This is a genomic window from Longilinea arvoryzae (assembly GCF_001050235.1).
Lineage (GTDB): Bacteria > Chloroflexota > Anaerolineae > Anaerolineales > Anaerolineaceae > Longilinea > Longilinea arvoryzae.
In genome coordinates this window covers 3,436,942-3,461,943 of sequence record NZ_DF967972.1, presented here as the reverse complement: position 1 = coordinate 3,461,943, position 25,002 = coordinate 3,436,942, and the positions used below count along the sequence as shown (strand labels likewise).

The 25,002-nt window shown below is 56.0% G+C and carries 24 protein-coding genes; 20 read left to right on the top strand and 4 right to left on the bottom strand.

Annotated features, from left to right (window positions below; translation table 11 throughout):
• Window positions 1-57: 57 nt before the first annotated feature.
• Window positions 58-462, bottom strand: coding sequence for a DUF302 domain-containing protein (locus tag LARV_RS15450; RefSeq protein ID WP_075074477.1), 405 nt, complete (start codon window positions 460-462; stop codon window positions 58-60).
• A 70-nt stretch (window positions 463-532) separates the two neighbouring features.
• Between LARV_RS15450 and mazG the strand changes: the two genes are divergently transcribed.
• Window positions 533-1,648 carry a nucleoside triphosphate pyrophosphohydrolase gene (mazG, locus tag LARV_RS15445; RefSeq protein WP_075074476.1) on the top strand — a complete coding sequence of 372 codons (1,116 nt, stop codon included), beginning with the start codon at window positions 533-535 and terminating at the stop codon, window positions 1,646-1,648.
• Between the two features lie 78 nt (window positions 1,649-1,726).
• Here mazG and LARV_RS15440 read toward each other — a convergent pair whose 3' ends face one another.
• Both LARV_RS15440 and LARV_RS15435 read right to left on the bottom strand, forming a co-directional pair.
• Window positions 1,727-2,164, bottom strand: coding sequence for a hypothetical protein (locus LARV_RS15440; RefSeq protein WP_075074475.1), 438 nt, complete (start codon window positions 2,162-2,164; stop codon window positions 1,727-1,729).
• Between the two features lie 11 nt (window positions 2,165-2,175).
• Window positions 2,176-3,552 carry a tryptophanase gene (locus LARV_RS15435; RefSeq protein WP_407936372.1) on the bottom strand — a complete coding sequence of 459 codons (1,377 nt, stop codon included), beginning with the start codon at window positions 3,550-3,552 and terminating at the stop codon, window positions 2,176-2,178.
• A 255-nt stretch (window positions 3,553-3,807) separates the two neighbouring features.
• On the opposite strand from LARV_RS15435, the gene LARV_RS15430 reads away from it, so the two are divergent.
• From LARV_RS15430 to LARV_RS15340, 19 genes are all read left to right on the top strand, one after another.
• Window positions 3,808-5,106 (top strand): SHOCT-like domain-containing protein, encoded by a 1,299-nt coding sequence (locus LARV_RS15430; RefSeq protein ID WP_075074473.1) that lies wholly within the window; start codon window positions 3,808-3,810, stop codon window positions 5,104-5,106.
• Between the two features lie 41 nt (window positions 5,107-5,147).
• The gene (locus LARV_RS15425; RefSeq protein ID WP_075074472.1) at window positions 5,148-5,777 is read left to right on the top strand and encodes a hypothetical protein; all 630 of its coding nucleotides are present in this window, start codon (window positions 5,148-5,150) and stop codon (window positions 5,775-5,777) included.
• Window positions 5,778-6,009: 232 nt separating this feature from the next.
• Complete coding sequence (locus LARV_RS15420; RefSeq protein ID WP_075074471.1) at window positions 6,010-6,882, top strand: ABC transporter ATP-binding protein; 873 nt, start codon at window positions 6,010-6,012, stop codon at window positions 6,880-6,882.
• A 9-nt stretch (window positions 6,883-6,891) separates the two neighbouring features.
• Window positions 6,892-7,701, top strand: coding sequence for an ABC transporter permease subunit (locus LARV_RS15415; RefSeq protein ID WP_075074470.1), 810 nt, complete (start codon window positions 6,892-6,894; stop codon window positions 7,699-7,701).
• Window positions 7,702-7,712: 11 nt separating this feature from the next.
• The gene (locus LARV_RS15410) at window positions 7,713-8,507 is read left to right on the top strand and encodes an ABC transporter permease subunit (RefSeq protein ID WP_075074469.1); all 795 of its coding nucleotides are present in this window, start codon (window positions 7,713-7,715) and stop codon (window positions 8,505-8,507) included.
• 83 nt (window positions 8,508-8,590) lie between these two features.
• The gene (locus tag LARV_RS15405; RefSeq protein ID WP_152031820.1) at window positions 8,591-9,259 is read left to right on the top strand and encodes a hypothetical protein; all 669 of its coding nucleotides are present in this window, start codon (window positions 8,591-8,593) and stop codon (window positions 9,257-9,259) included.
• Window positions 9,260-9,415: 156 nt separating this feature from the next.
• Window positions 9,416-9,772 carry an NADH-quinone oxidoreductase subunit A gene (locus LARV_RS15400; protein ID WP_075074467.1) on the top strand — a complete coding sequence of 119 codons (357 nt, stop codon included), beginning with the start codon at window positions 9,416-9,418 and terminating at the stop codon, window positions 9,770-9,772.
• Between the two features lie 22 nt (window positions 9,773-9,794).
• Complete coding sequence (gene nuoH, locus LARV_RS15395; RefSeq protein WP_075074466.1) at window positions 9,795-11,024, top strand: NADH-quinone oxidoreductase subunit NuoH; 1,230 nt, start codon at window positions 9,795-9,797, stop codon at window positions 11,022-11,024.
• 2 nt (window positions 11,025-11,026) lie between these two features.
• Window positions 11,027-11,551, top strand: a complete 525-nt coding sequence (locus tag LARV_RS15390) for an NADH-quinone oxidoreductase subunit J family protein (protein WP_075074465.1) — start codon at window positions 11,027-11,029, stop codon at window positions 11,549-11,551.
• The gene (nuoK, locus tag LARV_RS15385) at window positions 11,548-11,868 is read left to right on the top strand and encodes an NADH-quinone oxidoreductase subunit NuoK (protein WP_075074464.1); all 321 of its coding nucleotides are present in this window, start codon (window positions 11,548-11,550) and stop codon (window positions 11,866-11,868) included. Before LARV_RS15390 ends, nuoK begins: the two co-directional genes overlap by 4 nt.
• A gap of 19 nt (window positions 11,869-11,887) precedes the next feature.
• Window positions 11,888-14,071, top strand: coding sequence for an NADH-quinone oxidoreductase subunit L (gene nuoL / locus LARV_RS15380; protein ID WP_075074463.1), 2,184 nt, complete (start codon window positions 11,888-11,890; stop codon window positions 14,069-14,071).
• A gap of 27 nt (window positions 14,072-14,098) precedes the next feature.
• On the top strand, window positions 14,099-15,610 hold the full coding sequence (locus tag LARV_RS15375; protein WP_075074462.1) for a complex I subunit 4 family protein: 1,512 nt from the start codon (window positions 14,099-14,101) through the stop codon (window positions 15,608-15,610).
• Between the two features lie 10 nt (window positions 15,611-15,620).
• The gene (locus tag LARV_RS15370) at window positions 15,621-17,090 is read left to right on the top strand and encodes a complex I subunit 4 family protein (RefSeq protein WP_075074461.1); all 1,470 of its coding nucleotides are present in this window, start codon (window positions 15,621-15,623) and stop codon (window positions 17,088-17,090) included.
• A gap of 1 nt (window position 17,091) precedes the next feature.
• Complete coding sequence (locus tag LARV_RS15365) at window positions 17,092-18,543, top strand: NADH-quinone oxidoreductase subunit N (RefSeq protein ID WP_075074460.1); 1,452 nt, start codon at window positions 17,092-17,094, stop codon at window positions 18,541-18,543.
• A gap of 36 nt (window positions 18,544-18,579) precedes the next feature.
• Window positions 18,580-18,888: an AtpZ/AtpI family protein gene (locus LARV_RS15360; RefSeq protein ID WP_075074459.1), complete on the top strand. Its 309-nt coding sequence runs from the start codon at window positions 18,580-18,582 to the stop codon at window positions 18,886-18,888.
• Window positions 18,872-19,858, top strand: coding sequence for a F0F1 ATP synthase subunit A (locus LARV_RS15355; RefSeq protein ID WP_152031819.1), 987 nt, complete (start codon window positions 18,872-18,874; stop codon window positions 19,856-19,858). Before LARV_RS15360 ends, LARV_RS15355 begins: the two co-directional genes overlap by 17 nt.
• A 54-nt stretch (window positions 19,859-19,912) precedes the next feature.
• Window positions 19,913-20,152: an ATP synthase F0 subunit C gene (atpE, locus tag LARV_RS15350; protein ID WP_075074457.1), complete on the top strand. Its 240-nt coding sequence runs from the start codon at window positions 19,913-19,915 to the stop codon at window positions 20,150-20,152.
• Window positions 20,153-20,184: 32 nt separating this feature from the next.
• A complete protein-coding gene (gene atpF, locus LARV_RS15345) occupies window positions 20,185-20,922 on the top strand; it encodes a F0F1 ATP synthase subunit B (RefSeq protein ID WP_075074456.1) in 738 nt (245 codons plus the stop codon).
• Between the two features lie 75 nt (window positions 20,923-20,997).
• Complete coding sequence (locus tag LARV_RS15340; RefSeq protein ID WP_083522620.1) at window positions 20,998-22,593, top strand: UDP-N-acetylmuramoyl-L-alanyl-D-glutamate--2,6-diaminopimelate ligase; 1,596 nt, start codon at window positions 20,998-21,000, stop codon at window positions 22,591-22,593.
• 74 nt (window positions 22,594-22,667) lie between these two features.
• On the opposite strand, the gene LARV_RS15335 is transcribed toward LARV_RS15340, so the two are convergent.
• On the bottom strand, window positions 22,668-24,929 hold the full coding sequence (locus LARV_RS15335; protein WP_075074455.1) for a polyribonucleotide nucleotidyltransferase: 2,262 nt from the start codon (window positions 24,927-24,929) through the stop codon (window positions 22,668-22,670).
• Window positions 24,930-25,002: the final 73 nt, after the last annotated feature.

Genomic DNA, 25,002 nt, shown 5'->3' with positions numbered 1-25,002 from the left:
GAAACTTTTATGGTTCGCGACAGCGGCAAGTGCTGTTGCGAACCATAAAAGCGTTTCTTAAGCCAGTGCAAGCGCACTGACGACGTTGTTTAGTTTCCGGGTGGCAGTCTTGACGATTTCGGACAGCTTTTCCGGCGATTGGCTAAAGGTGGCCATCAATTCGGGGTTGGCAATGCGCACCAGACTGGATCGATCATCGATCGATTCGACTGTCACGTTGCAGGGCAGCAGCAATCCCAACCAGGCGTCGATTTCCAGGGCGCTATGCGCCAGAGTCGGGTTGCAGGCGCCCAGGATGACATAAGGCCTGAAATCGGCGCCAATTTTCTCTTTCAAGGTTGCGCGGACATCGATTCGCGTTAAAATTCCAAAGCCTTCGGTCTTCAATAATGCCGTTATCGTCTCGATGGCTTCATCGAGCGGTTTGGGGATCGCGACTTCGAATCCCAGTTGATTTGACATTTTGGTTCCCTTTCGGATAAATGTAAGCGATTAATGTTTGGATGCAGAGAAAGCAAAAAGGGTGCAGCGAATGACGAAACAAGGAAATTCGATCGACCGGTATCTGGAAGCCTTTCAGAGCAATCCTGGGGAGGGTGTGGTCGTTTTGGCCGGAAAGGCGCTGGAGAAACTGCTCCTCCCGCCATTTCCGCCCTCGATGCCGGCTATTTTGACGGATCTCACAGATGAAATTCTGCCGACCCTGCAAACGGTTCTGCTCTCGACGTATCCCGAAACCTTCGAGTTGCAAACTCTGGCCGAATCCACACCAGGAACCCTGGAGCGTAAGAATTTGCGGCTTTCGGAGTTGGGCCAGGCCGGAGGCATAAGGGCTGTGTATGTTCCCATTCTGGGCGTGGATACCTCGATGGAGGCGTTCCAGGAAGTCATCGCCCGCCTGCGCGCGCCGGACGGTTGCCCGTGGGACCGCGAGCAGACGCACGATTCCCTGCGCAAGAGCCTGCTGGAGGAATGCTATGAAACGCTGGCAGCCCTGGACGCCGGCAATGTGACCGGTATGACCGAGGAGTTTGGCGATCTGTTATTGCAAATTGTGCTGCACGCTCAAATTGCCAATGAGGCCGGCGAATTCCGCATGACGGATATCCTGCAGGGCATCAACCGTAAAATCGTACGCCGCCACCCGCATGTATTTGGGGACGTGCAGGTGGATGGGGTCAAGAACGTGTTGCAGAACTGGGAAAAACTCAAAGCCGCCGAACGTGAAGCCAACGGCGAAGCCGATCACAAGGGCATTTTGGATGGCGTTGCTAGCGAATTCCCCGCCCTGGCGCAGGCCCAGGAATTTCAGGACCGCGCTGCGCGGGTGGGTTTCGACTGGCCCGAGGTGGCTCCTGTGCTGGAAAAAGTCATGGAAGAACTGGAAGAAGTGCGCACGGCAGAAGATGATGCTCACCGCGCCAAAGAACTGGGCGATCTGCTCTTTGCCGTGGTGAATTACGTACGCTGGCATAAGGTGGATTCGGAGACGGCCCTGCGCGAGGCCAACCAGCGCTTCCGCAGCCGCTTTGCCCACATCGAAAAGCGCGCCCGTGAAATGGGGCGCGACATGAATGGCATGACTCTGGCCGAAATGGATACCCTGTGGGATGAGGCCAAACGCATCGAGCGCGGCGCAATTCCATAAATCCAACTCCAGACGAATCAAAAAAGGCTGATCCATAATACTTCGGATCAGCCTTTTTGGTTCGTTTCGAAAAACAGCTTACTTTTTCAGCTCGGGCGCATTGAAATACAACCCGGTGACCTGATGAGGTTCAGTGCCGGTCACGCTGAGATTGATGACGACCTGTTTGGCATTCGTGTAGACAGCGGTGTAGATCACCAGCAGGGTGCCGTCGACATCCCGTACGCTACTCACCTCGCGGCTTTGATAACTGCCAACTTTTGTGGATAGCAATTCGCGTAACTGTTGGAAGGAGGCTTCGTCGATGCCCTTGATCATTGTCTCATTGAAATCTTGTGAGAAGAGAGCGTAATCATTGCCCTCGATGCCGTTGAAGATACGATCGGCGATGGGTTCGACGTAGGCCAGAACTGCTTTTTGATCGTCGCCCTTGACGGCTTTGCCGGGCAGGCAGGCGGTCAAGGCCAGCAGGAGCAAAGAAGCGGCCAAAAGAATGTGCAGCATTCTGGATTTCATGGAAAGACTCCTTATAGCGTTTCGAATCGCGCGGTAAAGTGGCGCAGCAGTTCGGGCGCGTAGGTGAAGCGGTAACCGCGAAGCTCTTTGGCCTTCAACGCCAGTTCGCCCAGCACATCCGCGACATAGTCCATATGGGCCTGGGTATACACCCGGCGCGGAATGGCCAGCCGCACCATCTCGAGCTGCGGGTAGACGATTTTGCCGGTATCCGGATCCGGATGCGCAAACATGACCGAACCGATTTCCACGCCGCGAATGCCGCCGGCCAGATACAGGCTGGCGACCAGGGATTGGCCGGGGAATTCGGCATGCGGGATGTGCGGCAAAAGCCGGCCGGCATCCAGGAAGATGGCGTGGCCGCCGGAAGGTTCGATGCAGGGGACGTTATTCTCTTTCAAGCGCGCACCCAGGTAGCCGGTCTGTCCGATGCGATACGCGAGGTAACTTTCGTCCAGGCCTTCGCGCAGGCCGACTGCCAGCGCGTCCAAATCGCGGCCGGCCAACCCGCCGTAGGTGACGAAGCCTTCGCGCAGAATCAGTTCGTTGCAGACCTTCTGGAACAGCTCTCCGTCGCGCATGGCCAGGAAGCCGCCGATGTTGACCATGCCGTCTTTCTTGGCACTCATCCAGGCGCCGTCCGCCAGGGCGAAGATCTCGCGGGCGATTTCGAGCGTGCTCTTGTTCGCATAGCCTGGCTCGCGCAGCTTGATGAAATAGGCATTTTCGGCATAGCGGCACGCGTCGATGAAGAAGGGAATGCCAAATTCGTGATAGGTCTCGGAAACAGCCCGGATGTTGGCCACCGAAACGGGCTGCCCGCCGCCGGCATTGTTGGTGATGGTGATGGCTCCGAAGGGAATTTTCTGCGGCCCGACCTTCTGGATGAAGTTGCGCAGCTTTTGAATATCCATATTCCCCTTGAAGGGGTGGAGGTTGGTGGGGTCGAAGGCTTCATCGATGACCAGGTTGGTCGGCCGGCCGCCCCGGGCCATGATGTTGCCTTCCGTGGTGTCGAAGTGCATATTGGAGGGCACGAACATGCCCGGTTTGACCAACTGGCTGGTGAGGATGTTCTCCGCAGCGCGTCCCTGGTGGGTGGGCACGAAATGCTCGAAACCAAAAATCTCGGTCATTGCGTCCGCGAGGTTGTAGTAGGAGCGCGCACCGGCGTAGGATTCGTCCCCACGCATGATGGCCGCCCACTGATCCTGGCTCATTGCGCCCGTGCCGGAATCGGTCAGCAGATCGATGAAGACATCTTCGGCGCGCAGCGCAAACACATTATGCCCGGCAGCTTGCATGGCCTGCTGGCGCGCTTCGGGGGAGATCAATTTGATCGGTTCGACGACCTTGATACGAAAAGGTTCGGGTGGGTAACGCACGATGCGATCCTCCTTGGAAATTTTCAGAAACCGAATGAGCTTGCAAAAAATAGTGTATCACCATGCCGGGCGGGGTGGAATTGTGGATTATCACCAGTTTGGCGAAATCGAGGCTGACGTTTGTTGCGCCTGTAATAATTGCTAGAAATAAATAAAATAAAACAATATATAAATAATATTGAAAAAACTATTGACAAAGTTAAATATTGCGCTATACTAATTTTAGTAGAAAATATTAGCTTGCTCAGGAGAATTCCTATGTTCACACAAACCCTAACCCTTACGAACGAAAAAGAAATCGAACTTAAAGTCGACCGCGATCTGGAATTGCGCGGTTGGGATCAGCCCGGCGTCGAGGTTTCCGTTCCCCGCGAAAGCGATTTAACGGTCAAGACTGTAGACGAGAAATTGATCATCGAATCTTTTTCAAACCTGAAGATTTCGGTGCCTCAGGTTATGCAGATCCGGATTCGCAAAGTGGAAGGCGACGCCGACATCCAGGATTTGACCGGCCTGCTGACCATTCTCGGCATCGGGGGTGATCTGGACTTGGACAGCACCGGAGAAACTCGCATCGATGCCATCGGCGGCGATCTGGACGCCAACAAAACGGCTGCTCTGGATGTGACCGCCGTGGGCGGGGATGCTGCTGTCAAGCACGTTCCCGGTGCGGTCAAGATCACCAATGTGGGCGGTGACCTGGACGCCGAATCCCTGGGCTCATTGCAGTTGATCACCGTCGGTGGAGATTGTAATGTGCGCAAGATCGAAGGCGAATTCTCGGTCGCCAATGTGGGCGGCGACCTTAACGGCGCGGACCTGGCCGCTCAAATTTCGGCCATCACGGTCGGCGGCGATCTAAACCTGCGCATCAAGCAGGGCGGGGTCAAAGCCATGGCCGGCGGCGATCAGGTCGTCAGCCTGAATTCCCTGACCGGCGAACCGATCCATTTGAGCGCGGGTGGGGATGTCAACCTGCACTTACCCATTCAGGCCAGCGCCAAGATGCACATCAGCAGCGGTGGGCGTGATATTTTGATGCGCGTGGGCGGATGGAATGAGCGGGTTGAAATGTTTACCTTCGATTTTACGCTGGGCGAAGGAACGACACCCATTCAGATCACGGCCGGCGGTGATGTAATGGTCACGGACAGCAGCGCTGAAACCCGCAAAGGTTCGAGTACGTTTGAATTTGGCGGAGTGAAAGTCGATGTGGACGCGATTAGCCAGACGGTTCAGGATGTGGTCGAGAGGGCCTCCCGCAGCGCGGAGATCGCTTCTCGCGAAGTCGAGGAACGCATTCAAGCAGCCATGCGCCGGGTCGAAGAACAAAACCGCCGCCGCGGGATTCGGGTGGGATTCGATGGTTTTCCCGGCGCGTCGCCTGTTCCGCCGGTCGCGCCGGTTGCGACGCCGCCATCCACGCCCCCGCAAGGAACGGTGGGACGGGTGAGCGATGAGGAGCGAAAGATGATTTTGCAGATGCTGCAGGATCATAGAATCACCGCTGACGAGGCCATCCATCTCCTGGATACGCTCGAGGGTAAAAATCAGTAAAATAGAAACGGCCGTAAAGACGAACTGGAAGGAGATATTGGATGAGCGCAGATAAGATCGAAATTCTCAACCGGGTGGCAAGCGGTGAATTAAGCGTGGACGAGGGAAATCGTTTGCTGGCAGAACTGGATGCTCAGGCATCGGCTCGACCGCAAGTGCGGATGCCGCACGACTCTGAACCGGAGGATACCCCCGAAGTAATCGTGGCTCCGGAGCCCTCGCCGATGGATCCGCGCGAGCTGGAAAGAATGAAGGCCTGGCGGCGTTGGAACTGGATCCCCCTGACACTGTTCCTGATCCTGACGGCTTTTGCCGGCATCTGGATCTACCAGGCTTACCGTTCCGCCGGTTTTGGCTGGGGTTTCTGGTTGTCCTGGATCCCGTTTTTGATCGGCGTGCTGGGCATTTACGCCTTCTGGAATATGAAGTGGGTTCACGTGCGGGTGCGGGAAAAGAAGGGCGACCGCATCCAGCGGGTTTCCATCAGCATTCCTCTGCCGCTGGGTATTCTGCCCTGGGTTTTTCAAACGTTTGGCCGTTACATGCCGGCGGATGTGAGAGAACAACAGGAATCCATCCTGATGATCAACGATGCGCTCAAGACGGACGAACCCATCCATATCCATGTCACCGAAGATGAGGATGAAGAGGTCGAGGTCTTTATCGGCTAGCAGATTTTGACTCCCACAATTCCAGGCGGCTGTTGATCCTTTCAACGGCCGCCTGTTCTGTTAAGCCTGTTTCGCAGGAAAGTAAACGGATTGATATTTATCGACGCATTGCAATGACTGTATAATACGAGATACGATTTTAATTCGATCGAATTCGCTTCGGTAGTCCATCGTATTGATCAACCCCGTTTTCGCGAGGTTTCATCATTTTATGGCGTGAAGGAGCACTCCCATGAGCGTTATCGAAGTCAATCATCTGACGAAGTTCTATGGCAAATCGAGGGGCATCGTCGATGTCTCTTTCGCAGAAGAAGAGGGTGAAATCTTCGGTTTCATTGGACCGAACGGGGCTGGAAAATCGACCACCATTCGCCTGCTCCTTTCGCTCATCTACCCGACCAGCGGCAGTGCCAGAGTCTTTGGCAAGGATGTCGTCGCTCACGGGCCTGAAATCCGCCGCGACATCGGTTACCTGCCTTCTGAAGTCTTTTATTACCAGGACATGAAGGTCATCGACCTGCTCAAGTATTCCGCCAGCTTCTACGATTGCGATTGCACCCAACGCATGCGCGAATTATCCGAAACGATGGAACTGGAGTTGAACCGTCGCATCAGCGATCTCTCCTATGGAAATAAAAAGAAGGTTGGCATCGTTCAGGGCCTGCTCCACAGCCCCAAACTGCTTTTCCTGGATGAGCCGACCTCCGGCCTCGATCCACTCATGCAGCGCAAATTCTTCAATTTGATCCGTGAGGAGAACGCGCGCGGGGTGACTGTCTTCTTTTCCTCCCACATCCTCGGCGAAGTCCAGCGCCTGTGTTCGCGGGTGGGCATCATCCGCGAAGGCCGCATCGTGGAAATCTCGAACATCCGCACCCTGCAGCAGAATAATTACAAGAAAATAAGCGTGACAGCCGACGGATTGACCCCGGAATCCATCGATCTACCGGGTGTGACCCATTTGCAGAAAGAAAACGGCACGCTCCATTTCTTCTTCAAGGGCGATATCAACGCCGTGGTACAGAAGATCAGCAGTCTCCAGGTCACCGATGTTTCCATCGAGGAGCCGACCCTGGAAGAAATCTTCATGCATTACTACGAATAGGCGCAGACCATGAACGCAAACATCTACAGACACGAGTTTCGCACTCGCTTGAAATCGGTGCTCATCTGGTCGCTGGCTGTGGCGGCAATGGTCATATTCTTCTTCTCCCTCTTTCCGGTATTCGCCGACCAGGCTGAATTGATGAACCAGATGCTGGCCAAATTCCCGCCTGAAATGCGCGCCGCTTTCGGCATGGATAATATGGATCTGGCCACGGTTCTGGGTTTTTACAGTTTCATCTTCCTGTTCGTCCAACTCTGCCTGGCGATTCAGGCCGGTAATTACGGTTTCGGGCTGGTCTCGATCGAAGAGAGCGAACTGACGGCCGATTTCCTGCTCAGCAAACCGGTCAGCCGCTGGCAGGTGCTGACCAGCAAACTGCTGGCCGCATTGACCAGCCTGACCATCACCAACCTGGTCGTATGGGTAAGCAGCTTCATCGCGATTGCCATGTTCCGCGAAGATCGCGAATTTGAAATGTCTACCCTGATCTTGCTTCTGTCCAGCATCATCCTCTTCCAGCTCTTTTTCTTGAGTGTTGGGCTGGTCATTTCACTGCTGGTCAAACGCGTGCGCAGCGTGACGCCGTATTCTCTCGGATTGGGGTTTGGCACCTATGTGTTAAGTGCATTTAGCGGCGTATTTGGAGAGGTCACACTGGAATTGATCACCCCCTTCAAACACCTGGATGCGGCTTCCATCGTCAAGAACGGCGCCTTCGACACGCCATTGGTGTTGCTGAATGTCGCGATCACCCTGGTTTCGCTTGTGGCCAGTTACTGGTTGTACATTCGTCGGGATATTCCGGCCGTGTCGTAAGGAGATGCAGGATGAACATCTTTCTTCATGAACTCAAAGCCAACCTCAAATCGTTGCTGATCTGGAGCGGTGTGATTGTTCTGTTGATCATGATTGCACTGGCGAAATTTTCAGCTTTTGCCGGGAATCCGGATATGCTGGCCATGCTCGATTCCATGCCCCCGGCCTTATTGGACGCTCTGAATATGCGCGCTTTCAACCTGACCACATTGAGCGGTTTCTACGGACTGATGTTTATCTATTTTGGATTGATGGGCGCAATGGCAGCCGCCATGTGGGGCAGTGAAGTCATTTCCAAGGAAGAGCGCGATAAGACGGTCGAATTCTCGCTCGTTCTACCCGTATCCCGCAGCCGGGTCATCACGGCCAAAGCAGCTGCAGCCCTGATCAACTGCGTGGCCTTTGTGTTGATCACCTGGGCGATATCGTTGGTGGGCGTGCGTTCGTATACCCCCGATCCGGCATTCTACGATTTTCTGGTGCTTGAAATGCAGGCCATGCTGGTCATCGAGTTGATCTTTTTGGCTTTAGGCCTTTTACTGGGTTGCGCCATGAAGCAGTATAAATTCTCAGGGTCGACCGCGGTGGGCATCATCCTGGTGACGTATTTCATGTCCATTTTTTCCACGATGAACGAAAAACTGGATTTTCTCAAATACTTCACACCTTTCCGGTATTTCGATGCGGGTTTGCTCTTCCGCAATGGCAAGCTGGATGGGTTGTATCTGCTCCTCTCGGCGGGCATTATCGTCGTTTGCGTGGCGGCCGCTTACTGGATTTATAACAAACGGGATCTCTATATCTAGAAACGATTGGAGAATAGATCTCAGGTTTGGAGAGTCCGGGTTCTGGCATGAACTACCCGGACTTTTCAATCGAGGAATTCTGGATGATCAAGCGTTTACGGTTATGGATCGGGCTGTTTTTCTGCCTGCTCTCGGTCGCGTTCTTTCTGATCAATAGCTGGCCGGCCAGGCGTTCACTTTCACAATTTGATATCGCAGACCGCGGTTTCATCGACACGACGGGTCCATCTCAAAATCAACTCCTCGCGAACAGCGATGGAACGATCGCCTTGCCGGCAAGATATTCCGTTGCACTGGACCTGCCGGCCAACCTGCGGGTGGGCGAACCTGAGCCCTTGCGATTAACCCTCCAGCAGAAGGAATTGCTCGCGAATTCCTCCCCGCTCGCCGGCATGGACGTCAGCGTCGAAGGAAGTATCCTTTACCCGGACCTGGACTTTCGTCCGCAGGGCAGCATCTACCTGAACCTGGCGGTAGACCATCCGGCCAAATTCGTCTGGTTCCTGACCGGCTCGGAGACCGCCACCGAACCGGGAACTTTGTGGTTATACCTGCTGTTTCACAATTCGCAGGGCAGCACGCCGGTGCGCGTGCTGGTCCTGGCGCATTCCCTCTCCTTTGTGAACTTCACCCCTCTCGGAATTCCCGGCACTGGTTTTCAGATCGCTGCATGGGTCAGCCTGGCAGTGGGGGCTTACTTTTTGGTGTGGGCAGGCATTTCCGGCCTGGCGAAGAAGCATTCGAATGCATAAAAATGTACAAGTTTAATTGGATAAATAAGGCAAATTTATAACTCAAAATCCAATTTGCTTTACTTTTTGAGGCACGCTTGATAAAATCAGAAAGACTAAATTACTCGTATTAATGAAAAATTTCCCAAATTTATAATCAATCTTCCGGGAGCGGCTATGTTAAGTCATTGGCTCTATATCGGCATTTTCATGGTGATGTCTTTGTTTTTGCCGGCGGCGGCAATTTTTATTGCCGGTCTGCTGGCACCCAAAAAACCAAACGCCATCAAAAATTCCACCTATGAGTGCGGTATTGAGACGGTTGGTGAATCGTGGATTCAATTCAAAGCCCAATATTACGTGTTCGCGCTGGTCTTTCTGGTTTTCGACGTTGAGACCGTATTTCTATACCCTTGGGCGGTTGCTTTCAACCGGATGACCCTTTTCGGCGTGCTGGAAGCCATTGTTTTTATTCTGATCCTCCTGGGCGGCCTGATTTATGCCTGGCGCAAGGGCGCTTTAGAGTGGCACTAGATCTTTCGGGTGCGGAGGGAAAATGACATTTTGGACTGATCCGGATTTCTTCCTTGAAAAATGGTTTATCCACCTTCTGGCGGGCATTGGAATTCCAGCCGGGATTGCGCAGGCGATCGGTTACGCTCTCGGCGCCGTCATCCTGACGACCGGTGCGCTGCTGTTTGTGTTGTTCCTGATCTGGTTGGAGCGCAAATTGATCGGCCGCGTTCAAGATCGCTTCGGGCCGAATCGATTGGGGCCGTGGGGAATTTTCCAATCGATTGCGGATATGCTGAAGATTTTCACCAAGGAGTACATCACCCCAACCGGTGCGGATAAGGTTCCTTTCAATTTGGCGCCGATCCTGACCGTGGCCGCAGTTTTGATGGTGTGGGCGGTGATCCCGCTGGCTGTGACGGTTTATGGGGTGGACCTGAACGTCGGCCTGTTGTATGTCATCGCCGTCGGCTCGCTGGGTGAAATGGGCATCATCCTGGCAGGCTGGGGTTCGAACAATAAATTTGCACTGCTGGGTGCTTTTCGCGCGGCAGCGCAGTTGATTTCTTATGAGGTGCCCCTGGTGCTTTCGCTGGTTATTCCGGTCATGCTCACCGGATCGCTCAGCATGACCCGCATCGTACAAAACCAGAGCATCTGGTATGTCATGTATGCTCCGCTGGCGGCTTTTATCTTCTTCATCACATCGATCGCAGAAGTGGGGCGCGCACCGTTCGATCTGACCGAAGCGGAGTCGGAACTGGTGGCCGGCTTCAACACCGAATATTCCGGCCTGAAGTTCGGCATGTTCTACGTGGCCGACTTTTTACATTCGTTTACTATCTCCATGCTGGTCTCGATCATTTTTCTGGGTGGCTGGCGCGGCCCGGGCGCCGAAACGTCTCCGCTGTTGGGTTTCATCTACCTGACGTTGAAGACCAGCCTGGTGAATTTCCTCATCATCATCGAGCGGGCCTCTCTCCCGCGCTTCAGAATTGATCAGATGATGGATTTCACCTGGAAGGTGCTGACACCGGTTACATTGATCTTACTGGTCATCACTGCGCTGCTGGAAAAAATCTTTGCCATGGTTGGCCTCTATTCCTGGCTGCGCAGTGGAATCCTGTTTGTTTTGAACATCGTCCTATTGTTCGCGGCGGACTCGGTCGTTCGCAGCCATCTGGCGCGGCGGCCGCGGCCGGATGTACGCGGGAAAGAACGCCCGGTCGCCCGGCCTGAAAACTTCTTCTCGCAACCTGGCTCTGGAGCGTGAGGATGACAGCTTTACAAATCATTTTCCTGATCACTGCGATAGTTACACTGGGTTCTGCCTGCATGGTCGTTTTTACACGCCGCATCATGCATGCAGCCCTATGGTTGGTTCTCGCCCTGTTGGGCGTCGCAATTCTGTTCGCCACCCTGCAAAGCGGTTTCTTTGCGGTAGTGCAGGTGCTGGTTTATATTGGCGCCATCGCGACGTTGTTCATCTTCGCCGTGATGATGACCCGAAAATCGATGGATGACACCGGTTCACAATCCAACCGTGGCTGGGGGTTGGCCCTGGTGGGTTCGCTGGCATTGTTCTTTGGCATTACCGCCGTGCTGCTGACCTGGGGTGGGGCGCAGACCGAATTGTTGGAGATTCCAACCGTTTATGGTGAAGATATTCAATTGTTCGGCCTCTCGCTGGTCGATCCTATGAAATATCTCATCCCGTTCGAGGTGGCTTCGGTATTATTGATGGCGGCGCTGGTGGCTGCCATCTTCCTGACCGTCGACGTCCGGAGGAACCGATCATGATCCCGATGTCCTGGTACCTGATCTTTTCAGCCGCGCTTTTTTGCATCGGCCTGTACGGCGTACTTTCGCGAAAGAACTCCGTTGCCATATTGATGGGCGTGGAATTAATGTTGAACAGCGCCAATATCAATTTACTGACATTCTGGCATTATTATTCTCAAATCCGGCACGAACCGCAGATGGGCGGGCTGGTTTTTACAGCGATCGTTTTTGCGGTGGCGGCGGCTGAAACCGCCGTCGGCCTGGCGTTGATCATTTCCGCATATCGCCGCCGCCAGAACATCATTGCCAGCGATCTGACCGAGCTCAAAGGTTAAGGGAGGCAGGGATATCGAAATGAGTACAGGACTCATGTTGTGGTTAATCCCACTGCCGCCTTTGTTCGCTTTTGCACTAATTGTGCTGGGCGCCAACCGGCGCAACGGCTTGAGCACGGGGCTGGCGCTGGGCGGGGCAGGTTTATCCTGGCTTGCGAGTATGGTGGTTTTCTTCCGGGTGATCGGCATCGAGGGACTGAGTCAAAATCCAATTCGCCTGGCGGTGAACTGGATTCCAACCGGCGATACCTGGTTGAAAATTGGCGTGCAGGTCGATCCACTGGCGGCAGTGACTTTGTTCTTCGTCGCCTGGACGATCCTGATGATCTTTATTTACAGCGTCGGTTATCATAACTTCGGCCAGCCGAAAGGCGACCGGGATGTGCCGGGTTTGCCGCCCCACGGGGCCACTGTCACCGACGCCCACGGCAGCCATAAGGTCAGTTCCATCGAACCCATGTACGCGCGCTTCTTCGCAATGATCAGCCTGTTTGCCTTTGGCATGTATCTGCTGGTCGTCAGCGACAACCTGCTGACGCTGTTCATCGGCTGGGAAATCATGGGGTTGTGTTCCTACCTGTTGATCGGCTTCTGGTACGCCAAAGATTCGGCGCGCCGAGCAGCCATCAAGGCCTTTATGACCACCCGCGTCGGGGATATGTTCATGATGCTTGGCCTGGGCGCGTTGTATTCGCTCACCGGAACATTGAGCTATCAGGACATCTTCGGCAACGCGGCCGTGATGCACATCCTGACAACCACCATGTCGCCGGTTTTCGGCCTTTCCTGGGCCGGTTTCATCGGTTTGTTGATCTTCCTGGGCGTGGTGGGTAAATCCGCGCAGTTCCCGCTGCACGTTTGGCTTCCGGATGCGATGGAAGGCCCGACACCGGTCTCGGCGATGATTCACGCCGCCACCATGGTTTCGGCCGGCGTCTACCTGGCCATCCGCTGCTTCCCGCTGATCTCTGCCGGCTGGGAGCCCGGCGGCGCGTTGACCCTGCCCATGCTGGTACTGGCAGCCGTAGGTTCCTTCACGGCGCTGTTTGCCGCAACCATTGCCATGACACAGAACGATATCAAGCGGGTTCTGGCTTATTCGACCATTTCTCAACTCGGATACATGATCGCCGCCCTGGGGGTGGGGGCCTACGCAGCTGCGACCTTCCACCTGGTGACGCATGCCTTCTTCAAGGCGCTGCTCTTCCTGGGGTCGGGTTCGGTCATCCACGGCATGGAACACGGCGTATTTCACACGGGTGAGCACATAGACCCGCAGAACATGTTCAACATGGGCGGGCTGCGCAAGAGGATGCCGCGCACCTTCTGGACCTTCCTGATTGGCGGTTTCGCATTATCGGGCTTCCCACTGATGACGGCCGGTTTCTGGTCGAAGGATGAGATCTTATCCGGCGCGTTCAACGGCGGACACCTCCTGATCTTTGGCGTACTGGCGCTCTCGGCATTGCTGACCGCCTTCTATACGATGCGCCAGATCAGTCTGACCTTCCTGGGCAAACCGCGTACGGCGGCCGCTGAACACGCTCAAGAGACTGCGCTGACCATGACCGGCCCGTTGATGGTGCTGGCGGTGTTCGCGGTATCAGCGGGTTGGGTGGGTATCCCCGAATCCTTCCCAGGGCTGGGAGGGGTGCTGCCGAACTGGTTCGAGAAATTCGTAGGGACGATGGTGAATGCCGGCGAAGCCGCGCCGGCGGGCAACAGTCTGGTGCCGCTGGCCACATCCCTGGTCGTGGCGTTGGGGGGGCTGCTGTTGGGCTGGTTGGTCTATCGCAACATCGAGCGCGCAGACGCGGCCGATCCGATGGCCGAACCGTTGGGACCTGCATTTGTAATGTGTAGAAATAAATACGGCATCGACGAGTTCTACCAGGCGGTTTTGATCAACCCCGCCAGATGGTTCGCAGAGATCTTCGTCTACAAATGGGTCGATAAAGGTCTGTTGGACGGTATTTTGCACGCCATCGCCCGCCTGGGGGTCATCCTGGGCGGGGGACTGCGGCGCGGCTTCGATTTGCCGGTGGTCAACGGCGGAGGCGACGGAATCGCCCGGGGGACGCGCGAACTGGGTGAAAACCTGCGCCCGATCCAATCCGGACGCATCCAGCAGTATATGATCGTCGCGATTTCCGTGCTGGTGCTGGTCGGGTTGGTTTTCTTTTACCTGGTCTTCCAGGCTTGAAGCTGCCAGGAGGGAGCTGAGGTAAGGATGGATTTCATTCTCAATCATCTGTTGACACTGATTTTGTTCGTTCCCACAGCGGCGGCATTCCTGATGTTATTTCTGCCCAAGGACCGGCCTGTCCTGCTGCGCTGGTGGGCGCTGGGCGCCAGCCTGATTTCGTTTGGATTGGCGCTCATCGTATGGTTTAGATTCGTTCCCGGGCAGAACGGCTTTCAATTTACCGAACAGGCGGCCTGGTACGGCGTGCTGAATGCTTCCTACCACGTGGGCGTGGACGGCATATCGCTGACCATGGTCCTGCTGACGACGTTGTTGATGCCGTTAGCGATTTTAGCTTCATTCAACATTAAAGATCGCGTCAAACCCTACATGATCCTTTTCCTGTTGTTGGAAACGGGCATGCTGGGCGTTTTCATGGCGCTGGATCTGCTGCTGTTCTTCGTCTTCTGGGAAGTCGGCCTGGTCCCGATGTATTTCCTGATCGCCCAGTGGGGCGGCAGCAATCGCAATTACGCGTCATTGAAGTTCATGCTCTATACCATCGGCGGGTCATTGGGATTGCTGCTGGCAACTCAGTTGATCGGCGTAACGATGGGCACCTTCGATTTGCCGGTATTGTTCGATCAATGGCCGAAGATCACCGAGATCGCGCTGCCGTTGGGCTTGAGCGTCGCAACCGTCAAGACGATCGCCTTCTGGGCGTTCGTGGTTGCCTTCGCGGTCAAGGTACCCGTCTGGCCGGTCCATACCTGGCTGCCGGATGCGCATACCGAGGCGCCCACGGCGGGTTCGATGATCCTGGCGGGCGTGCTGTTGAAACTGGGCGCGTACGGCTTCCTGCGCCTGGTCCTGCCGCTCTATCCGGTGGAGGCGAAGACTTACTCAGGCGCGCTGGCGTTCCTGGCGGTAGCGGCCATCATCTCCGGCGCGCTGGCGGCCTGGGGCCAAACGGATTTCAAACGCCTGGTGGCCTATTCCTCGATCAACCACATGGGATTTGTGGTGTTGGGCATTGCGGCTGCGGCCCGGGCCGGCAACACGCCGGATTCGGTGATTGCCGTCAATGGCGCGGTGCTGCAAATGTTCAATCACGGACTCAGCGCTGCGGGCATGTTCTTCCTGGTGGGCGTGATTTACGACCGGGCGCATACCCGCGACCTGAACGAGTTCGGCGGATTGTGGGCGCGCATGCCGGTGTACGGTTCCCTGCTCCTGTTTATCTCGATGGCTTCATTGGGACTGCCCGGGTTGGGTGGATTCGTCTCCGAGTTCCTCGTCGTTCGAGGGAGCTGGCCCATCCTTGGCCTGGCAACCGCGCTTGGCCTGGTTGGTCTGTTTTTCACCGGCGCCTATATTTTGAAGGCGCTCAAGCTGGTCCTTCACGGCCCTTTGAATGAACGTTGGGCGAAATTGAGTGAGATCTCGACCCGTGAAATCCTGGTCATCACACCGCTTTCGGTCTTGATACTGGGAATTGGCGTCTGGCCGGCCTGGATCCTGAACGTAATCAACCGGGCCGTTCAAATGTGGTTATAAGAGGTGCCTGATGCAGTTTCCAATTCTGAGCGTCTTGATCTTCCTTCCAGTCCTCACCGGCATCCTGCTGTTATTCTTACCTGCCGGGCGTAAAAACCTGATCAAAGGGATATCGCTGGGTACCGCCAGCCTGGTTTTGTTATTGGCCGTGTTCGTGTACATCCGCTACGATGTGGCCGCGGGCGGCTACCAACTGATCGAGCAGGCCGCGTGGGTGCCTGCGCTGGGCATTTCTTATCATGTCGGCGTGGATGGCATTGGTGTGCCCATGGTGCTGCTGGCCGGGCTGGTGCTCTTCACGGGCGTACTCGTTTCGTGGGGTGTGGAAGACCGGCCGCGTGAATTCTTCGCCTTCATGATGCTCCTGGGCGCCAGCGTGCTGGGCGTGTTCTGCTCGCTCGATTTGTTTATGTTGTTCTTCTTCTTCGAGTTGGCCGTTTTTCCCAAGTATTTGATGATCGTGTTATGGGGCTACCCCAAGACGCGCAACTACGGCGGCATGAAACTGACCCTCTACCTGTTCGTCGGTTCGATGATCGCCCTGGTCGGCGCGCTGGCCATCTACTTTGGCTCCGGGATGCGCACCTTCGATATGATCGCGCTGGAAAACGCGGGTTTCACGGTAGCTTTCCAAAGACTGTGGTTCCCGTTCGTGTTCCTCGGATTTGGTATTTTGAGCGGTATCTTTCCGTTTCACAGTTGGGCGCCGGACGGCCATGTAGCCGCACCGACCGCCATCTCGATGCTGTTGGCGGGCGTTGAAATGAAGGTGGGCGCATTCGCCGCGTTGCGTGTAGCATTCATGCTCCTGCCGGAAGGCGCGCGTTTCTGGTCTACGGCGATTATGATCCTGGCCACGATCAATGTCGTTTACGGCGCATTGATTGCCTTGATCCAGACCGACTTCAAGTATGTCATCGGCTTTTCGTCGGTTTCGCACATGGGATTGGTCCTGATCGGCTTCGCGACGTTGAACCGCCAGGGTTTGATTGGCGCCGGGATGCAGATGTTCTCGCACGGTGTGATGACGGCTCTCTTCTTTTCTGTCGTCGGCATGGTCTACGACCGGGCGCACACGCGCGAGATTTCCCAATTGGGCGGGTTGGTCCGCAAGATGCCCATTGCGGCCGTCGGTTTCATCATCGGCGGTCTGGTTTCAATGGGCATGCCGGGCTTTTCGGGCTTTGTAGCCGAGTTTCCGATTTTCATGGGGGTCTGGCAGGTGCAGCCGATCGTGGCGGTGATCGCCATCCTGGGCGTGCTCATTACCGCGGCCTACATCCTGCTGGTCGTCCGGCGGGTCTTCTTCGGCGAGCTTCCCGAGGCCCTGGCCAATGTGGGGGATATCACCCTCAAAGATAAACTATCCACAGTCTTGCTGGCGGTCATTATGATTGCTTTGGGCATTTTCCCAAGTTTGATGGCGCCAATGATTTCTTCGGGCGTCGATCACATCCTGGCGCTCCTGGGAGGTGCATAGGATGAGTGCACAATTCGATCCTTCGATGTTTCTGGCCATCCTGCCGGAAATGGGCCTGATTTTACTGGCCGCTTTGACGCTGGTGCTGGATTTGATCTGGAGGGACCGGCGCTGCCGGTTCCTGGGCTGGATCACCGCGGGCGGGCTGGCCGTCGTGGCCGGACTCAGCGTCGCATTTGCCCGGCCCGGCCCGGAGCCGTTGCTCATTTTTGGCGGCATGCTTCGCCTGGATGATACCGGTTTTGTCTTCCGAATGATCTTCCTGTTTGGAGCCACGCTTACATCTCTGTTCGCGGTAGATAATGAAGGATTGTGCCGAAAAGGCGAGTTTTATACGCTCATGTTGGTCAGCACGTTGGGAATGAGTTTGATGGCCACCGCGGCGGATCTCATCCTGCTCTTCCTGGCCATCGAGACGACTTCCATTCCGCTGTACGTACTGGCCGGTTTTATCCTGCGGGATGAAAAATCGGTCGAGGCCGGCATCAAATACCTGCTGTTTGGGGCGATGACTTCCGCAATCACCCTGTATGGTTTCAGCCTGCTGTACGGCTTCAGCGGCACGACCCAGATCTTTGAAATGGGTCAGATTTTTTCCAGCGGGCAGATTTCCCCGGTGCTCATCGGCATGTCCATCCTGCTGGTGATTGTGGGTTTTGCTTTCAAGATCTCGGCGGTTCCCTTTCATTTTTGGGCGCCGGATGTTTATCAGGGTGCTCCCACGCCGGTGGCGGGTTTTCTTTCCACAGCTTCCAAGGCGGCCGGTTTTGCAGTTTTGATGCGCGTCCTCCTGGCGGTGTTCCCGGGCCAGACGAACGCGTGGACTTTACTGGTGGCCATTATGGCAACTGCCAGTATGTTCGTGGGGAACTTCCTGGCGCTGGCGCAGAAGAATATCAAGCGCCTCCTGGCGTATTCTTCCATTGCTCAGGCCGGTTACATTCTGATTGGCGTGGCCAGTGGAAGTAAATTCGGCATCACGGGGTCGATCTATTACCTGCTGGGCTATCTGTTTACCAACCTGGTCGCCTTCGGGGTCGTTTCGGTGGTCGAAGACGCCGTCGAATCCTCTGAAATCAGCGCTTTTTCCGGCCTCAGCCGCCGAAATCCGTTGCTGGCGTTGGTGATGCTGGCGGCTCTGCTCTCGCTGGGCGGCATCCCACCCTTTGCCGGTTTCTTTGGCAAGTTGTTGGTGTTTGGCTCGGCGATCGAAACCGGGCAGGTGTGGCTGGCGATCGTCGGTATCATCAACTCGATCGTGGCCCTGTACTACTACCTGACGGTGCTGCGGGTCATCTACCAGGGTGAGGGTGGGGCGCCGTACTGGGTTTCGCCATCCTGGAATGCCGCGCTGGTCATTGGCCTGATCGGTATCCTGGTGCTGGGGGTGGTTTTCTCGCCTTTCTTCAACTGGGCGTTGCAAGCATCGCAATCTTTAAGCCTATTCTATTGACGGTTGTCTGAATCATTATGATATAATCAGTGCGGCATGGAACCCGGTACCCCCAACGAACAAAACTCAAAAAAACAGTGGATTATCAACCTGACAATTGCGGGGCTTGTCGGTCAGGTGGGTTGTTTGACGCTGGTTATTATATTGGGCGCGGTCTTTGGCGGGCTCTGGCTGGACGCCCATTTCAACAGCAAGCCAGCTTTTACGATTGGCCTGCTCATCGTCAGTATCCCCGTTTCCGTGGTAGTCATGTTGTTGGTGGTTCGTTCTGCAATTTCGAAGATCAAGAATATTCCGACCCAAACCAAAAAACCGGAGGAGACCAGCATTGGAAAAGACTCGTAAATGGCGCTGGGGTGTAAACCGATGGATTATTCTGGGACTTATTGTTCTATCCGTTATTACATCCAGAGCCTTCCCACCTGTGCGACCGGAGATTGCCCTTGCTCCTGAAGCCCTGACGCCTGAGATCACCTTACCAATCATTGGTAATTTTGCGCTGACCAACACGATGGTCGCCATGCTGATTGGCGACATTATTTTGATTGCGCTGGCGCTGACCGTCAGGGGAGCAGTGAAAAAGGCCGAGGAAACCGGTGAACTGATTCCGCGCAAGAAATTGGCCGGTGCAGTGGAAATGTTGATCGAGTACCTGTATAACATGACCGAAGGTACTGCCGGAAAATGGGCAAAGCAGATCTTTCCATTCTTCGTGAGCATCACTTTCCTGGTTTTAATAGCGAACTGGATGGAATTAATCCCGGGCGTGGACAGCATTGGCTTCATTCACGCCACAACCTCCGAAGGCCACCAAATTGCCAGCGTGCTGGGCGGCATCCCTTACCTGACGACGACGGTAGCCGGGGAAGGCCAGACCGGATACACGCTGGTTCCTTTTGTGCGTACGCTTTCCACCGACCTGAATTTCACCGTGGCGCTGGCCTTGATCGCCGTGGTGATGACCCAGGTCATGGGCGTTCGCGCGCAGGGAATGACGTACTTCACAAAATTCTGGAATACCAAAACCTTCTTCTCGAAACCAATCTTTGGCCTGATCGACTGGGTGGTTGGGTTACTGGAGATCATCTCCGAGTTCTCGAAGGTGCTCTCGTTCTCCTTCCGTCTTTTTGGCAATATCTTTGCCGGTTCGGTCATGCTGTTCGTGATTGGGTCTCTCGTGCCCATTTTTGCCCAGTCCATTTTCCTGGGTCTGGAGTTGTTTGTCGGCCTGATTCAGGCCCTGGTATTCGGTATGTTAACGATGACCTTCATGGCCCAGGCCACACATGGTCATGGTGAAGAACAGCACGCATAGACAGGAAACTACTTAAGGAAAGCTCGACAGGAAATTCAGGAGGAGAATAGTATTATGGATCTTGAAGCCGCACGTATTCTTGGCAAATTGATTGGCGCTGGTCTGGCTATGATCGGTACCATTGGCGCAGGCGCAGGTATTGGTATCGTTGTGAATGGCGCAGTGCAGGGTATGTCCCGCAACCCGGATGCTTCCGGTACCTTGATGACGAACATGATTTTGGGAATCGCCTTTGCGGAAGCAGTGGCAATTTATTGTCTGGTCGTCGCTCTCCTAATCCTCTTCGTTTTTTAGCCTTATCCTCCAAGGTCTGAAAGGAGCCCCCTTTGGATAAACTGGGTCTCAATCTAGGATATTTGCTGGTGCAGATTCTGCACTTTGGAATGATCTTTGTCGTTGTTTTGGCCTGGGTCGTAAAACCTGTCATGGGTCTGCTGGAAAAACGCCGCAAGACGCTTGCCCAGGGACTTGAGGATGCCCGGATCGCCGCGGATGCTCGCGCAAACGCCGAACGCGAAGCCACCCAGATCCTCTCGGATGCGCAGGTCAAATCCGCCGAGATTGTCCGTGAGGCCACCAACCGGGCCGAAACCGCGGCGCGCGAAGTGCACGCAGCCGCCGAAGCGGATGCAGCCAAGACTCGCGCCGGCGCATTGGCCGATTTCGAACAGGAACGCACCCGCATTCTGGGCGAATTGCGTGGCCAGGTGGCAGCCCTTTCCATTGCCGCTGCGCAAAAATTGATCGGTGAATCGTTGGACGAAAATCGCCAACGCTCTTTGCTGGACGAGTTCTTCTCGGGCGTCAAGAGCGGCAAATTGGTTTTGCTCAAGGACGGCGAGGTGAGCGGTGCGGCTGCCGAAGTGACTTCCGCCTTGCCGTTGACTGAGAGCGAGCAGGAAACCGTCAAACGCGACGTGCTTGCCAGGATGGGCGGCAGCGCCACGGTGAGCTTCCGGGTCGATCCTTCCATTCTGGGCGGCCTGGTACTGCGCGTGGGCGATCGCGTGATCGATAGCTCGGTCGCGGGCCAACTGCAGGATCTTCGCCAGAACCTGCAATAATACTCTTCCTGAAAGATTGGGTTTGGGCGGATGTAAACACACCCGCCCAAACCTTTGTTAATTAAAATCAGGGTTATGATTAGGAAAGAGGTGTTTGGATTGATCCAAAAAGAGACTTTTTCACTGTCAGACCTTCTAAAGCAGATTCCCGTCAAAGTCGTATCGGGCCAGATTTCCCCTCTTGTGCGCATCAACGGGATTGCATTCGATTCACGAACCGTAGAGCCCGGTAACCTGTTTGTGGCGCTGGTGGGTGAGAATTCGGATGGGCACCGCTTTATCGACGCTGCCGTTGAACGCGGCGCGGTTGCCATTCTGGGCATGCGCGCGGATGTTCACTGCGAAGCACCCTATCTTCAGGTTGATGATACGCGCTCAGCGCTGGCGCATCTCTCGGCTGCCCTGCAGGGTTTTCCGGCCCGCCAGTTGACCGTGATCGGCGTTACCGGAACGGACGGGAAGACCACGACCTCCAACCTGATCTACCAGATTCTGATCGCCGCCGGAATTCGGGCCGGCATGATTTCAACGGTCAATGCCGTCATCGGCGATCAGGTGGTGGACACGGGTTTTCATGTGACCACGCCCGAAGCGCCGGATGTGCAGCGTTATCTACGCCAGATGGTCGACGCCGGATTGACGCACGTCGTGTTGGAGACCACATCGCATGGCTTGATCCAGCACCGCGTCACCGGCTGCGAATATGATATTGCCGTGGTGACGAATGTGACCCACGAGCACCTGGATTATCACCGCACCTATGAAAATTATCTGGCCGCGAAGGGGCGCTTATTCGAGATGCTTTCGGAGACGGTTGAAAAACCGGCCGGGAACATCCGCCTGGGTGTTTTGAACCGGGACGATCGTTCCTTCGATTATTTGAACGGCCTGCCTATCCCCCGCAGAAGCACTTACAGCCTGTCGCAGGGCGCCGATCTCTACGCGGAAGGCGTTCGCCATTCACCGGCCGGGTTGGAATTCATCGCGGTCGGCAGGGAGTTCAAGGTGCCTGTGGCCTGCCGGTTGGTCGGTAATTTCAACATTTCCAACTGTCTGGCCGCATTGAGCGCCACCGTTCTGGGGCTGGGCATCGATCCGCAGACCGCTGCCCGGGGCATTGCCGCGCTGCCCGGCGTGCCCGGCCGGATGGAAATCATCGACCTGGGCCAGAATTTCACGGCCATCGTGGATTTTGCCCATACTCCCAACGGCTTGACGCGCGCGCTCGAAACTGCCCGCGACCTGACCGCGAAACGGGTCATCGCCGTGTTCGGCTCAGCCGGCCTGCGCGACCGCCAAAAACGGCACATGATGGCCGAAATTTCAGCCCAAATGGCCGATATCAGCATTCTGACCGCGGAAGATCCGCGCACGGAATCGTTGGATGGCATACTGGCCGAAATGGGCGCCGCGGCGACCGCACGCGGCGGGGCGGAAGGGAAGACCTTTTACCGTATTCCCGATCGGGGCGAGGCCATTCGGATGGCCGTGAATCTGGCGCAGCCGGGCGACCTGGTGATTGCCTGCGGCAAGGGACACGAACAGTCCATGTGTTTTGGCACGCAGGAATACGCGTGGGATGACCGGACGGCCATGCGCGCCGCCCTGGCGGAACGATTGCGCATTGCGGGGCCGGAAATGCCTTTTCTACCCACGCGGGGAAAAAGTTAACGAGTTCAAGGCGTCATTGGAAACAAAAAAGAGGTTGGAGATATTTTCTTCTCCAACCTCTTTTTGTCTATAGATTAGCGTCTTCCGCCGAAGCGGTCGCGATCACCGCCACCGCGGCTGTCGCCGCCTCGTCCACCCCGGCTATCGCCGCGGTCACCGCCCCGTCCACCACGATCGCCGCCAGGGCGTCCGCCGGAACGAGGACGATCGTGACTCTGCGCTTCTTCAGCCGTCCAACCTTCCAGTACGGCCTGGCGCGAGAGGCGGATCTTGCCAGCATCGTCGATGCCGGTGACCATCACGGTCACTTCATCCCCAAGTTGGACCACGTCTTCGACCTTGTTGACGCGTTCGCTGTCCAGTTGGCTGATGTGGACCATGCCGTCGATATTCGGCAAAATTTCGATGAAAGCGCCGAAATCGGTGATGCGAACCACCTTGCCGGTGTAGATGCGGCCGACCTGGGGTGTTTCGGTGAGGGCTTCGATGCGTTCCTGAGCGCGGGCCGAATTATCGCCGTTTGTCGCCGAGATGAACACCGATCCGTCGTCCTGAATGTCGATTTTGGTATCGGTTTCTTCCTGAATGGCGCGGATCATCTTGCCGCCAGGGCCGATGATGGCGCCGATCTTATCCACGGGCACCTTGATGATGGTGATGCGCGGGGCATGCGGCTTGAGGTCGGGACGCGGGGCAGGAATCACGGCCTGAATCTTGGTGAGGATCTCGAGACGGGCTTTGCGAGCCTGCTCGAGCGCTTCGCTCATCACTTTGGCGGATATACCGCCCACCTTGATATCCATCTGCAGTGCGGTGATGCCTTCGGACGTGCCGGCAACTTTGAAATCCATATCGCCGTCATGGTCTTCGGCGCCCTGAATGTCGGTCAGGATGACGTATTTGTCGCCTTCCTTGACCAGACCCATGGCGATACCCGCCACGGGCGCCTTGATCGGAACGCCGCAGTCCATCAGGGCGAGCGTCGAACCACACACTGAGGCCATGGAGGAGGAACCGTTGGATGAGAGCACTTCCGAGACCAGGCGCAGGGTGTAGGGGAAGGTCGCTTCTTCCGGGATGACCGGAACCAGCGCCCGTTCGGCCAGCGCGCCGTGGCCAATTTCGCGACGGGATTGGCCGCGCAGCATCTTGACCTCGCCCGTGGAGTAGGGCGGGAAGTTATAATGGTGGATGTAGCGTTTGGTGTCGATCGGGGTGAGCGAATCGATTTCCTGAGCTTCCTTGGGGGTGCCCAGAGTGGCCAGCGTGAGCACCTGGGTTTCGCCGCGGGTGAACAGGCCGGAACCGTGGGCAACCGGGCTGATATCGACATCGCACGAGATGGGCCGAATTTCGGTCAAATCACGCCCATCAGGGCGGATATGGCGGTCGATGATGCGCGAGCGAACCACACGCCGGTAGGCTTCGTGATAGGCCTGTTTGACGGGTTCGACCTTGGATTCATCGAGCGTTTCGCCTTCGCCGGCGATTTCCTTGACAACCTGTTCGCCAAGCACGTCGAGCGCATCGCTGAGCTCGTGCTTGCCGTGGTTGTTATCCATGATCGTGTTCAACTCGGCTTCGGCACGCTTGCAGACCTGTTCGACCAGTTCGGGATCGACAGAGAAGATTTCGACTTCGCGCTTGGGCTTGCCGATTTCGGCTGCCATTTGCAACTGCAAGTCGATCATCGGCTGGAGCGCCTGGTGGCCGAAAGAAAGCGCTTTGACCATGGTATCTTCGTCGATGATTTTGGAGCCGCACTCGACCATCAAAATGGCATCCCGCGTTCCGGCGATGCGCAGGTCGAGGTCTGAGCGCTCCATCTGGTCATAGGTCGGGTTGGCAACGAAGTTGCCGTCCAAACGGGCCACGCGAACCGCGCCTACCGGGCCGCCCCAGGGAATATCCGAGATGATAATGGCAGCCGAGGCGGCGTTGATGGCCATGATATCCAGCGGATTCTCCGCATCTGCGGAGATCGGGAACATGATCACCTGGACTTCGTTGCGCATGTCCTGATTGAACAACGGGCGCAACGGGCGATCGCAAAGGCGCGCTACGAGAATGGCGTCCTCGGAGGGGCGGCCTTCACGGCGGAAGAACGAACCCGGGATGCGGCCGCCGGCGTACATGCGCTCTTCGTATTCCACGGTGAGGGGGAAGAAGTCACCACCCAGGCGCGGTTGCGCGCTCATGGTGGCAGCGGCAAAGATGATGGAATCACCCAGACGGATGGTGACCGAGCCGCCTGCCTGCCCGGCCAGTTTGCCGGTTTCAAGCGTTACAGGACGGCCTCCAACTAAGGTCGTGTACGATTTTGGTTCTGATAACATTTGGTTCCCTTTTTGCCCACCTGGTCAGGGACTGAAAGCTGAGGAGGAATGCATCGTGAATCCTCGTCAATTT